The sequence below is a fragment of the Paenibacillus sp. 453mf genome, from assembly GCF_900116105.1.
In the GTDB taxonomy this organism is placed as follows: domain Bacteria; phylum Bacillota; class Bacilli; order Paenibacillales; family Paenibacillaceae; genus Paenibacillus; species Paenibacillus provencensis.
Genome location: NZ_FPAC01000001.1, coordinates 906,229 through 919,096, shown reverse-complemented (window position 1 = coordinate 919,096; position 12,868 = coordinate 906,229). Strand labels below are relative to the sequence as shown.

Here is a 12,868-nt window from a genome sequence, read left to right as displayed (position 1 = left end):
AAAAAGAAAGGGGCCGCTACTTTTTCGCAAAAAAAATAGCACTTCATCCGCTATAGATGAAGCGCTACTTTTGAGCAAAAATATTATTGAGAGATGATCTCTCTAGATTTGTACGTTCCGCACACTTTGCATACGTGATGAGCAAGCTTCAATTCTCCGCATTGTTCACATTTCACCATGCCTGGCACAGCCAATTTAAAGTGAGTACGACGTTTGTCACGACGAGTTTTGGATGTTCTCCGTTGAGGTACTGCCACAATTCCCACCTCCTTATCAAAGTCAAACCTTAAGAAAAAGAAATAATCTTGTTCTTATTTAAAGAAATCCTTAAGCCCAGCAAGCCGCGGATCGATTGGCGTATTGTCACAATCGCAGCTGCTCTCGTTCAAGTCGGTTCCACAGCTTGGGCACAGCCCTTTGCAATCCGATTTGCACAGCGGGGCAAACGGAAGATGAAGCAGGAAGTACTCCTCCAGAAAAGGAACCAGATTCACGGTATCCTCTTCCATGTACAAGGTATCGTCCTCTTCTTCAACTTCCTCCGGCTCTGTTCCTTGCTTGAACTGCTCGGCGAATTTCATATTTAAATGCTCATGGACATTTCCTAGACAACGAGAGCAGAGCATATCTGCTTCGGCTGATAACGTTCCTTGAACATCTACCACGCCTTCCGGCAATGCAGTAATTGTGAGATCCACCTGCATCGGGGATACGGCTGTGATTTCATTGTTGTTTCGAATTAGATGGCTGATATCCAGCGACTCTGTAAGCTTCATCGGTCCAGCAGCCGAGGCCATCTTGCGAAATGACATTTCCACGTTCATCACTCCAGACGATAAACCATTTTAACAACATTTGTAGTATGCTTCAAATACAGCGCTAGTTATGTTGAAAAACAGTCTAACAAACAAAAATCATTATACCGATTTTGAAAGAGGTTTGTCAACACTTTAAACTTTACACCCTGTATATCCAGTTATCCAGGCAACATGCACATCATCAGGAACAAATTGTGTAATTCATTCATCAGACCTGCTGCAACTTGGATATAATGGACTCTATAAACCTATCAGATATGCCTTACTGAATGCAACAGGGAGTGTGAATTATATTATGAGTAGAACCGTGGGCCTGATCGTTGAATATAATCCGATGCATAACGGACATGTATATCATCTTGAAGCTTCTAAAATAATTACAGAGGCAGATACCAGCGTCGCTGTGATGAGCGGTCATTTTCTGCAGCGAGGCGAGCCTGCGATGCTGAGCAAATGGGCCCGGGCCGAGATGGCGCTCGCCATGGGCGTCGATCTCGTGCTTGAGCTGCCGGTCTCTTATGCAGTAGGACCGGCAGAGTGGTTTGCCCATGGTGCTGTGGCAACACTGCACCATACAGGGATTGTCGATTCGCTGTGCTTCGGCAGCGAATCCGGAGAGCTTGCGCCGCTTGCTGCGTTGGCAGATCTCCTAGCGAGCGAGCCGAAGGCGCTCTCTGCGGGCATCCAGCAGCAGCTGCAACAAGGCGCAAGCTACCCCGCAGCCTACGCAGCAGCTGCGGCTGAGCTGGCCCCCGGCGGAGACGTAGCCGGGGCCCTGGCACTGCTCAAGCAGCCCAACAATACACTTGGGCTGCATTATATGATCGCGCTGAAACGGCTGGGCAGCGCGATCCTGCCCTTCACGGCGCAGCGGACCGGCGCCGGATATCACGATATGCTGCCAGGTCCCGGCAGCATCGCGAGCGCAACGGCCATCCGCCGGCTGCTCCTCGGCGCAGGACCCGAGGCTGCGGCGCCTTATGTGCCGGCAGCTACACTTGCCATTCTGCAGCGCGAATGGCAGGAAGGACGCGCTCCGGTTCACCTGGAGCGCTTCAGAGACATCTTGCTTGCCCAGCTGGTGACCACAGACGCAGCAGAGCTGGCCCAATATGCCGAGGTGACCGAAGGGCTTGAGCACCGCATATTAAATCAGCTTCCCAAGCTCACGGAGCTGTCAGTCGATTCTCTCCTTGAAGCGTTAAAAACAAAACGTTATACACGGACCAAGCTCCAACGAATGCTGATTCATATTCTGCTTCATCATAACAAAGAGGAATTGATGCCCTCTGTACTGGCCGAGGGACCGCATTATATTCGAGTTCTTGGTTTCAATAACAGAGGACAAGCCCTGCTCAAGGAAATGAAGAAAAAAGCAACTCTGCCGGTCATTATCAAGCCTTCATCCTTCAGCCACCCTCAGCTGACCAGAGATATTCAGGCGTCTGCTCTATATGCCCTCGGGATGGGTGCTGCTGCTGACACGCAATTCATGTATAGAGACTACTATCAATCCCCTGTTCGGATCTAGTCTTCGTCAGGTCTCAGCCTTTCATCCAGTACAATTCGCCGCCACAACCAATCGAACCCGCTTGACGTTAATCAGGCGGGTTCGATTGGCTTTATTCATTTGCAGCACTCATCTATATTCGTTACATTAAATATTCACTAAACCTCGGTTTTCACCCTTAGCTTCTCGATGTAATCCAGCGCATCGTCGGCAGTTTTCACTGGGACAAGCTCCATGTCCGTCTTGATGGATTCGGCCTTCTTCTTCGCTTCATCATAATTCGCCTCTGGAACGAAGAAGACCTCGGCCTCCTCCCGATCTGCAGCGACGATCTTGTGTACGACCCCACCGATCGGCCCGACAGTTCCTTCTTTATCAATGGTTCCTGTACCTGCGATAATATGGCCTTTAGTCAAATCTCCAGGGGTCAGCTGATTGTATATTTCCAGCGTGAACATCAGGCCTGCTGAAGGTCCGCCGATTTCCGTATTGGTAAATGTAATTTGATGTGCAGAGTCCTTGGGCTTCACCGTTTGTAGGGTGCCGATCATTACGCCGAGTCCGGCCCTTGTCTCACCCGTTTCAGTGTCCTTGATGGCAACAAGCTGCAGTTCTCTTGTAATGGTCTCTCCCTTACGGTCCAGCTGAACCTCAACCTTATCCCCTACCTGCTTGTTCTCAAGCTGCTGGGCCAGTACCGTATTGTCGGGAGTAGGAACTCCGTTAATCGACAAAATTTTATCCTGGGGCTTAATATCTCCTTCGGGAAGCGAATCCTTCGATAGACCAAGTACAAAGATATATTCCGGGACAATATCATATGCGATGCCAGCCTGTTCATAAGCGGCTTCCATCGCAGCTGACTGCGAATCACTCATAAACCACACTTGCTCTGCCGAATATTCCTCCTGTGTTCTGCCAGCAAGTCGCTCTTCCTTCTTGCCGATCTGTGCATGTTCATTAAATGCTGAAATAAACAGCAGCGAGAGGTTCGCATAGCTGGCCGATACGGTGGTCATCAGAAACTTGCCCTCTTCCTCTTCATCACCGTTCTTCACAGCTACCATCGGTTTAACCGATTCCGCCGTTCCCGGCTGAGTGACAATATAAGGTGTCGGCATATACACGAGCACATACACAACGACAGCCAAACTTAAAATATATACTGCGGTGCGAAACCCGCTTCTCTTGGTGATATTACTCAATCGCTGCCCTCCTCCCCTACTTGACTGCTTGTTCTTCTTTCCCTTCTGATCACATATAAATGCATATGTACAGGCTGATTCTGATATCATTCTATCTTTCTTCTATACCAGCAATTTGTTTACCATTTCGTCAGCCATCTAAGTTATTGATCGGGGTGAAGATCCATTGAATTCGGAAATGACTAGTAAAAAAGACATTCCTTCTTATGTAAAAACGATGATTCTCGGTATCAGTGCCCTGCTGGTCGTGGCTGCGGTTGTCACTTCTCCAAGTGAAGCATTTGACGCCTCGATGCAAGGTCTTCAAATATGGTGGAAGATGGTCTTTCCCGCTCTCCTGCCCTTTATTATGCTGTCGCAAATGCTGACTGCCTTCGGGTTCACCCATGGACTCGGTGTGCTGTTAGAACCTTTAATGCGTAAAGGCTTCAATCTACCCGGTGTAACAGGGCTTGGTCTGGCTGTAGGGATGACCGGCGGCTTCCCATCAGGCGCAGACACAGCTGCCAGGCTGTATCAGCAGAAGCTTGTCACGGGAAGAGACGCTGCCATTCTTGCCTCCATTACCCATTTTGCAAGTCCCATGACGTTGTTTGTTGTTATTGGGGCAGCCTTCTATGAAGCGCCTGCCATCGGGTATATTTTAGCATGTATTCACTGGATTAGTGGTATAATTGCAGGAATTTTGCTCGGACGAGTTACCCTTTTCTCAAAAAAAACAACAAAAATAAGCGAGCTAAAAGAGCAGCCCGAACCCGTGTCTGCACTCGAAGCTATGATGAAGGCTAAAGAAAAGGATGGCAGAAGCTTTGGCAGATTACTGGGAGATACGGTAAGTCATGCGGTTCAAGTATTAATGATGACCGGCGGCTACATGATCATCTTCTCTGTGTTCATCCGGCTGCTGGGCAAATATGTAACGCCATTTCTTCCTGAATGGATCTGGTCCTCTTTTTTTGAGCTTCACCTTGGAGCTTATTCGATGCGTTCACTCGATATTACCGCACATGCGGTCGGATTTGCACTTCTTGCAGCCGCAATCGGCTGGGGAGGGCTCAGCTCACATTTACAGGCAACTGCACTGCTTGCTCCATACGGAATAAACACGCATATTTTTACAATAGGGCGTATATTGCATGCAGGTATTTCCTATGGACTTGTCCTGCTGCTGTGGCCCCCAATACAGAGCTGGCTCGATCATTCAAAAGCTGTCTTTCTTAATACCGAACAAAACCCTTTAACGCAAGCCCATTTCTCTCCAGGAGGTCTTCAAGCAGCAGGTACCTTAGGGCTGTTCCATGTGTTACTGTTAGCAACCCTAATCGTCATCTCTTTGTGTATCGGCAAATGGCAGTCTACCCGCCATTCTTCTTCTCGATAACCTTACGTTTGAGCGCATCCTCTACCTCGGCAGGTACCAGCTCGGAGACATCTCCTTCGAAGCTCGCAATCTCCTTCACTACACTGGAGCTCAGATACGAATATTTGGGATCGGTCATCATAAAGATCGTTTCTGCATCCTTGTTCAGCTTTTTGTTAAGTGATGCCAGCTGCAGCTCGTATTCAAAATCAGTAACCGAACGAATTCCACGCATAATGACCTGTGCGCCCTTGACCCTTACATAATTGGCAGTTAGATCACGGAAGCTGTCCACTTCAACATTCGGCAGGTCCGCTGTAACCATCTGCAGCAGCTCAACACGTTCCTCCACAGTGAACAGCGGATTCTTGCTCTTATTATTAAGCACAGCCACAACTAGCCGATCAAATTGTTTGGAGGCTCGCGTAATAATATCCAGGTGGCCCAATGTAACAGGGTCGAAGCTCCCGGGGTATACGGCTACTCTCTCCGTCTTATGTCCTGCTTCATTCATTGCCCTAGTCCTCCTGAATGTTGTCGTCAATGTTCAATATCGTGTTCGTGTCATCATGCACATCTATGGCCGAAAAATACTCATATATCGTAATTGCCGTATCTCCATATGTAGATTTGCGTGTTTGCTCAAAGGAGCCAATTCTCTCTCCGTATTCATGATCGGCATCGTGTTCTACAACAACGATGGCATCATCGTTGACCATATTGTGTTCTTCAAGCCAGGATAGATACTCTTCCACATTTTTCATTCGATAAGGGGGATCTAGAAAGACCAAATCGAATTTATAATTTCGTTTGGACAGAAGCTTCAGTGCCCTGCCTGCTTCATTTCGAAACACTTCAGCCTTGCCGTCGAGACCTGTTGCCTTCAGATTCGCCCGGATGACCTCAATACTCTTCGGTTCAAGATCGATAAATACAGCCTTGTCCAAACCTCTGCTGAGCGACTCTATGCCGAGGCCCCCGCTTCCTGCAAACAGATCCAGCACGACGCCTCCATCAAAATAAGGTCCAATCATACTAAAGACCGCTTCCTTAACCTTATCGGTTGTTGGACGGGTTCCGGTTCCGGGAACAGCCTTAAGCGGTCTACCTTTTGCAGTGCCTGATATTACTCTCACGTTGATTTCACCCTGTTTCATTCTTTGTAAGTGCCTTATACACCGATATCGTACCACAATCTAAGTAAGATGTGAAAATAACGAAAGCTTAAAAAACACAGAGTAAAAAATATTAACCATGCGATGTATAAACTGGAGGGCTGGCGGTCATGATGTAGTTATCGGCATCAAAAGTGCCGTAGACAACCGCGGAGAAGACTTACGTTTCCCCATAAGCTCTTCGTCCGGTTTCTCCTCTCCCATGATAGGGCGTCTCGAAAGAGGCGCCCGAATAAAAGCCTGTCAGGATTTCCTGGCAGGCTTTTGTTCATATTTGATTAAGAATGAATCGGATAAGACTTGATCCTCGTCCCAATCGGGTTATACGAATATTAAAGATTACGGCTTAACAAAAGGATGGCACCAATGACTGCCAAGTGGATCAGCTTTTATTAGATACCGCTCGACTTAATATCTTTATAACGATAAGTGGGCTGACCTTTCACGCCGGGTCTAACTCGAAATACGCCGCCCGCATGCGGGGTCTCGACCAGCTTGTCTTCACTAAGTCCATTACGAGCGGTCGTGATGTACAGTTCATCAAGGTCTTCTCCTCCAAAACAGCAGGAGGTAACTTGTGAAGCAGGCACTTCAATATGCTGAATCAGGCTGCCTGTGTCCGGATTCCAGCGAGATACCTGTGAACCGCCATAGTGGGCCACCCATATCATACCTTCTGCATCTACCGTCATACCATCAGGAAAGCCGGTTCCTTCCGGTAGAGAGAACAAGGATTTTCGATTAGAAATTTCACCCGAATCCAGATCAAAATCAAACTGATCAATGCGGCCTGTCGGTGTATCAATATAGTACATCTTCTTATGATCTGGGCTGAATCCAATGCCATTAGAGAGAGATACTTCCGTAAGCACAGTTCTAACATGCCCATCATTCAATAGACAGTACAATGCACCCTGATTCTTCTTGTCAGTAAGACTCATCGTCCCTGCCCAAAACCGGCCATTGGCATCACATTTTCCATCATTAAATCGGTTATCGTCCCTATGGCTTTCCGGATTGTGAAGCAGGGTAAGTTTCCCCGCAGCTAGATCATACAGATGAAATCCATTTTTCAAGGCAACCATTACGTGATGTCTATCGTAGGGGACAACGGCTCCAATATGCTGTCCCATCTCATGCACCGTATCTCTTCCTGAATCCGGTTCATAAATGTGAAGCTTGAAGCCTTCGATATCAACCCAATACAAGCGCTTCTCTTCTGCATCCCAGCTGGGCCCCTCCGCAAGTCTCGCCTTAGCGTCAATGACCAGTTCTACTTCTGTCATCCAATCCCTCCTTTATTTATTCCAATCAAAACCGATGCCGTTCAAGAAGGCGCGTGCCAGAACCATATGACCCGTGTGGTTAGGATGTACCCGGTCCCAGGCAATTGCCCCTGGGTACAGCTGATCCCAGATGGGTGCATATGCAGCCTGTGTGTCTACAAATACGGCATCATATTCTTCAGCAACACGCTTAACAGCAGCTCCGTACAGATCCATGGTCGAGCGCATTGGGTCCTCTACACTTGGCTCCAGATAATAAGGTGTCATCAGGATGAGGCCCTTCACCTGAGGGCGCACCGAAGCAACCAGCTCACGCAGAGTAGCTTCATACTCATCCAGAAACACATGAAGCTCTCTGCGCTGTGGACTATCAAACTGACGCCATACGTCGTTGATACCGATCATTACAGACAGCCAATCTGGCTGTAGATCAAGCACATCTTCCTGCCAGCGATTTTTCAAATCTCTGACATTGTTCCCGCTTATTCCTACATTAAGTACACGAATATTTAATTCCGGATATACACTTTGAAGCAAAGCATCCACATTATGTACATATCCATTGCCAAGACCCATGCTTCCTTCACCAACTGGACGTGCTCTTCCGCAATCCGTTACCGAATCCCCAATAAAGACTAACTTATCATCCTGACCCAGCTTCATATCTCCATCTCCCTATCCAGATATTCAATGTGATGAAATTACCAGCCCTGCTGTTTAAGCCAGGATATACACAAGCCTTTCCATCGGCCTGTCGTTTCTGCCAGCTCCTCTGCCAGCCCGAGGCCATGACGTCCTGCTTCAAATACATGAAGCTCATGGGGCACACCTGCTTTGGTCAAGGACAGCGACATTTCCAGACTATTCTGCAGCGGTACGGCCGCATCCTCATGGGTATGCCATATGAAAGCGGGGGGTGTCACGCTCGTCACCTGACGTTCAGCACTGTATTGTCTGACCAATTCCTCATCAGGATTGTCGCCAAGGAGTGCATCTTTTGAACCTTGATGACCGTATTCCTCCATTGTAATGACAGGATAACACAGCACAATGCGATCCGGCCTTGAGCTGACCCGCTCGAGCGGATCGCTGCTCTCAGGATCTCCCTCCACCCACATCGTTCCTGCACTTGCAGTCAAATGACCTCCAGCAGAAAAACCGAGCATCGCGATCTTGTTCGGGTTAATCCCGTACTTGTCGCTGTTTGCTCTCACATACTGAACAGCTCTCCTTGCATCAGACAATGCTGCTGGCTGACGATGAGGATTAATTCGGTATTTAAGGACGAAGGCCGAAATACCTGCTTGATTGAGCCACTCCGCAACAGGTCCGCCTTCATGATCGGCTAAATGACAATAACCGCCGCCAGGACACACAATAACGCAGCTGTCAGCTCCTTCGGCCAAATAAGGCGTTAATGCGGGAGAATCTTGTTCCAGTCCAGCGGCTGCATACGGCGGCTCTCCGGACCATATATTTATCGATTGCACAGCTATCCCTCCCAAGCTAGAAATAGATTGATTTGTATTCATCATCCTATATTAAATCGTTTTCATCAATCCCTTATTTAGTAGAGCGTTCGGAAATGCTCCGGGGTAATTCCTTCTATTCTCCGAAAAGTAGCTACAAAATGACTCGCGTCACGGAAGCCTACTCTGCCCGCCGTCTCCTTCACGGTGAGGTGAGGCTCTGAAGTCATGATCTCCTTAGATTTACGTATCCGTTTCAGAATAAAATAACTGTACGCTGTAATACCAAATGACTGCTTGAACATCATATTCAGATATCTTGGAGATACCGAGAGCACTTCTGCCATTTCCATAAGTCCTACACCAGGATCACTTATTTTCTCTTCCATAAATGACAGCAAAGGGGCCAATCGATCCATAGCATGAGACAAGGAGAGGGTATTACCTGTCGTTCCATGCTTCTTGAGAAGCAATAAGAATCGATAAATATCTCCTGAAGCATCGAGCCCCGTTAGATCAAAATCGCTGCCAATGGAATCGAGAACTCTTTTGCCATAAGTCTGGAGCGCAGAGCTCACTTTCCACTGATAATAAGCTGATTCATGCAAATCCAGTGAGGATAAGATCGCTGCCGCCTGGGGACCGCTAAATGTAATATATATCGTAGACCAGCCTTCGCCTCTTCCGCTATATTTGTGCGGCACATTAGGGGCAAGCAGGATTCCCGACCCCTTAGGAAGTGGATAGGTTCTGCCCTCAAATGAGAATGCTCCCTCGCCGTCTACCGTTTGCAGCCAGTGATAACAGGGATAGCCTGCAGCTCTCTCAATCGGCTCCTGATTGTTGTTCTCTCCTATGCTCTCTATAAACAGAGGCAGCGGATGCTCCTTCCCTGTCATAAAAAATCGCTGATGGTCTTTGCTCAGCCACATAACCTTCAATCCTCTACTTCCATATTATTATATAGTCCTTAACAATTCTTATATTTTAAAAATATAATTCATATTATATGATTGAATTATTCTTATACAAGAGGTGAATTCACTTGATTAGTACGAAGCTTCCTAAAATGTTCTACGGCGGTGACTACAATCCTGAGCAATGGGATCAGGCTACACATCAAGAAGATCTGCGCATGTTCAAGCTCGCAGGTATCGATATTGCGACGATTAACGTTTTTTCCTGGGCCAAGAATCAACCCGACGAGATCACATATAATTTTGGATGGCTCGATGAGCTGATTGACAGTCTTTATGAAAGCGGTGTCTATGTATGCCTTGCAACAAGCACAGGCGCTCATCCAGCATGGATGGCAACCAAATATCCCGACGTACTGCGTGTGGATAAGGATGGACGCAAACGCAAATTCGGGGGACGCCATAACTCCTGCCCGAACAGTCCGACTTACAGGCTCTATTCAGAGCGCATTGCGGACAAGCTGGCAGAACGTTATAAGGATCACCCTGCGGTCCTTGTCTGGCATGTATCGAACGAATACGGAGGCGACTGTTACTGTGACAACTGTGAACGTGCATTCCGTGTATGGCTGAAGGAGAAATATCAGACACTTGATCAGCTGAACAGAGCCTGGAATACGGCATTTTGGGGTCATACGTTCTATGATTGGGATGAAATTGTGCTGCCAAGCAACTTGAGTGAGGAATGGGGAGACCGTTATACGAACTTCCAGGGAATCTCTCTGGATTACTCCAGATTCAATTCTGACAGCATGCTGAACTGCTACAAGCTGGAGTACAATGCGATCAAAAAGCATGTACCCGAATCTGTCGTGACTACCAATCTGATGGGCTTCTTCAAGCAGCTGGATTACTTCAAATGGGCCAAGTATATGGACATTATCTCATGGGACAGCTATCCGAGTCTGACGACACCGCCAAGCGAAACAGCCATGGCGAATGATCTCATGCGCGGACTTAAGGACGGGATGCCGTTCATGCTGATGGAGCAAACACCAAGCCAGCAGAACTGGCAGCCATACAATTCGCTTAAGCGTCCTGGTGTTATGCGTCTGCAGAGCTACCAGACTGTAGCGCATGGAGCAGATACGGTCATGTTCTTCCAGCTGCGCAGATCCATCGGTGCCTGTGAGAAATACCACGGTGCGGTTATTGAACATGTCGGACATGAGAATACACGTGTATTCCGCGAAGTAGCTCAGCTTGGTGAGGAGCTGCAGCGTATTGGAGACCGTCTGCTGGACTCGCGTGCCGACGCCAAAGCCGCGATTGTGTTTGATTGGGATAACTGGTGGGCTATTGAGAAATCAAGCGGTCCAACCATCGCCTTGAATTACGTTCAGCAGATTCACAAATATTATGCTGCCTTCTACAATCGCAATGTCCAGGTCGACATGGTAAGTGTAGATACAGATCTCAGTGCATACGACCTTGTTGTTGCTCCGGTTCTGTACATGGTTAAGCCTGGATTCGCTGAGAAACTGGAAGCCTTTGTGGAGAATGGCGGAACGTTCCTGACGACATTCTTCAGCGGTATTGTAAACGAAAATGATCTGGTAACGGTAGGAGGATATCCTGGAGAGCTTCGGAAAATGCTCGGCATATGGGTCGAGGAGATCGATGCCCTGTTCCCGGATCAGAAGAACAAGGTCGTTCTGAAAGACAAGTTCGGCAAGCTTCAGGGAAGCTACGAATGCGGAATGCTATGTGATCTCCTGCATACAGAAGGTGCTGAGGTTATCGCAGAATACGGCGAAGATTTCTACAAGGGGATGCCTGCGGTAACTCGCCATACATTCGGCAAAGGTGAAGCGTATTACGTAGCAACCGATCCAGAACAGTGCTTCCTGGATGAATTGATCGAGAAGATTACAACGGATAAGGGAATACAGCCTAACCTCTCAGCTCCATCGGGTGTCGAGGTCAGCCGTCGTGTCAAAGATGGCATCTCCTATCTGTTTGTGCTTAATCACAATACGGAGATCGTATCCTATGATTTGGGCCAATTAGAAGCTGAAGATTTAATTAGTGGCCATCAGCTGAGCGGTACAGTATCCATTGAAGGCCGTGACGTTCAAATTCTGGAAGTCAAATAATCTCTTGATTCAGATTCCCTAAGGAGATGATTCTGTGATGAAAAAGTATCCCCTGCTGGATATGTCTCACCCCACCGTACAACAAGCAAGTGACTTTATCTTTAAGAACGCGCGCCTCTTGGATCGTCTAAGATTCGCACATCTCAGTGGACAAGGATCGCCTGAAGCGGTCTTGCAGGCACTAGCTGCATATCAGAACAAGGATGGCGGCTTTGGTCATGCCCTTGAACCTGACATTCGCAGTCCATACAGCCAGCCCCAGGGGGCAGAATTTGCACTGCATTTGATGGACGAAGTTGGAATTTATCCTGAGAGTATAATGACAGGACTAGGGCAATTTCTTGAACGACAATCTAATCCTGTTACAGGGGGATGGCCGTACTCTTTCCGCAGCGTAAACGAGCATCCTCATGCTCCTTGGTGGACTACGGAATCAGATGATACGGCTTCCATTAATCCTTCCGGCTCGATCGTAGCCCTCCTGCTGAAATCAAGAAACTGGCATCCCTTTCTCAAAGAAAAATGGTTGAACAGAGCTATTCAATATGTGTGGGACACTGTAGAGAGTGCCGATCTAACCGGATTCCACAACCGCATCCAAGCTGTCCATTTTCTCGAACAACAGACAGATGAACCTCGTGCTACCGTCGTGAAGGCTCGGGTAGATCAGTACTTATCCAAGCCGGGTGTCATCGAACTTGATCCTAAGGCTGAAGGGTATGTGCATAAAGTACTCGACTGGGCACCGGATTCAACCAGTTATGCCGTCCAGTTCGTCCCTGAGCATATTATCTCTCTCCATCTCGATCATTTGATCTCAGAACAAAAGGATGATGGCGGGTGGCCGATCTCATGGGAGCCACTGAGCTCAGCTGCCGAGAACGAATGGCGGGGGCATCTCACGATTCAGCGGCTGAAGACGCTCTCAAGCTACGGCCGAATATAACGGCAAAATAAGCTTCCGCTGCAAAG

The 12,868-nt window shown here is 48.0% G+C and carries 13 protein-coding genes; 4 read left to right on the top strand and 9 right to left on the bottom strand.

Features of this window, described 5'->3' with window-relative positions:
- Positions 1-83: 83 nt before the first annotated feature.
- Together rpmF and BM415_RS04430 are read right to left on the bottom strand one after the other, a co-directional pair.
- Entirely contained in the window at positions 84-257 is a 174-nt protein-coding gene (gene rpmF, locus BM415_RS04435; RefSeq protein WP_036645943.1) for a 50S ribosomal protein L32, read from the bottom strand.
- Between the two features lie 54 nt (positions 258-311).
- Positions 312-812 carry a YceD family protein gene (locus tag BM415_RS04430; protein ID WP_348272321.1) on the bottom strand — a complete coding sequence of 167 codons (501 nt, stop codon included), beginning with the start codon at positions 810-812 and terminating at the stop codon, positions 312-314.
- Positions 813-1,113: 301 nt separating this feature from the next.
- Between BM415_RS04430 and BM415_RS04425 the strand changes: the two genes are divergently transcribed.
- The gene (locus BM415_RS04425) at positions 1,114-2,349 is read left to right on the top strand and encodes a nucleotidyltransferase (RefSeq protein WP_091155004.1); all 1,236 of its coding nucleotides are present in this window, start codon (positions 1,114-1,116) and stop codon (positions 2,347-2,349) included.
- A gap of 137 nt (positions 2,350-2,486) precedes the next feature.
- On the opposite strand, the gene BM415_RS04420 is transcribed toward BM415_RS04425, so the two are convergent.
- Entirely contained in the window at positions 2,487-3,533 is a 1,047-nt protein-coding gene (locus tag BM415_RS04420; protein WP_244533148.1) for a SepM family pheromone-processing serine protease, read from the bottom strand.
- Between the two features lie 166 nt (positions 3,534-3,699).
- On the opposite strand from BM415_RS04420, the gene BM415_RS04415 reads away from it, so the two are divergent.
- Positions 3,700-4,914: a nucleoside recognition domain-containing protein gene (locus BM415_RS04415; RefSeq protein ID WP_091155000.1), complete on the top strand. Its 1,215-nt coding sequence runs from the start codon at positions 3,700-3,702 to the stop codon at positions 4,912-4,914.
- On the opposite strand, the gene coaD is transcribed toward BM415_RS04415, so the two are convergent.
- The 6 genes from coaD to BM415_RS04385 all read right to left on the bottom strand — a co-directional run bounded on the left by coaD (position 4,889) and on the right by BM415_RS04385 (position 9,755).
- On the bottom strand, positions 4,889-5,407 hold the full coding sequence (coaD, locus tag BM415_RS04410; protein ID WP_091154998.1) for a pantetheine-phosphate adenylyltransferase: 519 nt from the start codon (positions 5,405-5,407) through the stop codon (positions 4,889-4,891). The genes BM415_RS04415 and coaD overlap by 26 nt on opposite strands.
- Before the next feature lie 4 nt (positions 5,408-5,411).
- The gene (rsmD, locus tag BM415_RS04405) at positions 5,412-6,029 is read right to left on the bottom strand and encodes a 16S rRNA (guanine(966)-N(2))-methyltransferase RsmD (protein WP_244533147.1); all 618 of its coding nucleotides are present in this window, start codon (positions 6,027-6,029) and stop codon (positions 5,412-5,414) included.
- Positions 6,030-6,460: 431 nt separating this feature from the next.
- A complete protein-coding gene (locus BM415_RS04400) occupies positions 6,461-7,354 on the bottom strand; it encodes an SMP-30/gluconolactonase/LRE family protein (protein WP_091154993.1) in 894 nt (297 codons plus the stop codon).
- A 12-nt stretch (positions 7,355-7,366) separates the two neighbouring features.
- A complete protein-coding gene (locus tag BM415_RS04395; protein WP_091154991.1) occupies positions 7,367-8,017 on the bottom strand; it encodes an SGNH/GDSL hydrolase family protein in 651 nt (216 codons plus the stop codon).
- Between the two features lie 38 nt (positions 8,018-8,055).
- Positions 8,056-8,844: an alpha/beta hydrolase gene (locus BM415_RS04390; RefSeq protein ID WP_244533146.1), complete on the bottom strand. Its 789-nt coding sequence runs from the start codon at positions 8,842-8,844 to the stop codon at positions 8,056-8,058.
- 77 nt (positions 8,845-8,921) lie between these two features.
- On the bottom strand, positions 8,922-9,755 hold the full coding sequence (locus BM415_RS04385) for an AraC family transcriptional regulator (RefSeq protein ID WP_091154986.1): 834 nt from the start codon (positions 9,753-9,755) through the stop codon (positions 8,922-8,924).
- Between the two features lie 113 nt (positions 9,756-9,868).
- On the opposite strand from BM415_RS04385, the gene BM415_RS04380 reads away from it, so the two are divergent.
- Positions 9,869-11,896 (top strand): beta-galactosidase, encoded by a 2,028-nt coding sequence (locus BM415_RS04380; RefSeq protein ID WP_091154983.1) that lies wholly within the window; start codon positions 9,869-9,871, stop codon positions 11,894-11,896.
- Between the two features lie 37 nt (positions 11,897-11,933).
- The gene (locus BM415_RS04375) at positions 11,934-12,842 is read left to right on the top strand and encodes a hypothetical protein (RefSeq protein WP_244533145.1); all 909 of its coding nucleotides are present in this window, start codon (positions 11,934-11,936) and stop codon (positions 12,840-12,842) included.
- The last annotated feature ends 26 nt before the right edge of the window (positions 12,843-12,868 follow it).

Coding starts and splice junctions, on each gene's coding strand:
- BM415_RS04425 (WP_091155004.1), top strand. CDS start 1,114: ATGAGTAGAACCGTGGGCCTGATCGTTGAATATAATCCGATGCATAAC.
- coaD (WP_091154998.1), bottom strand. CDS start 5,407: ATGAATGAAGCAGGACATAAGACGGAGAGAGTAGCCGTATACCCCGGG.
- BM415_RS04395 (WP_091154991.1), bottom strand. CDS start 8,017: ATGAAGCTGGGTCAGGATGATAAGTTAGTCTTTATTGGGGATTCGGTA.
- BM415_RS04385 (WP_091154986.1), bottom strand. CDS start 9,755: ATGTGGCTGAGCAAAGACCATCAGCGATTTTTTATGACAGGGAAGGAG.
- BM415_RS04375 (WP_244533145.1), top strand. CDS start 11,934: ATGAAAAAGTATCCCCTGCTGGATATGTCTCACCCCACCGTACAACAA.
- BM415_RS04400 (WP_091154993.1), bottom strand. CDS start 7,354: ATGACAGAAGTAGAACTGGTCATTGACGCTAAGGCGAGACTTGCGGAG.
- BM415_RS04430 (WP_348272321.1), bottom strand. CDS start 812: ATGTCATTTCGCAAGATGGCCTCGGCTGCTGGACCGATGAAGCTTACA.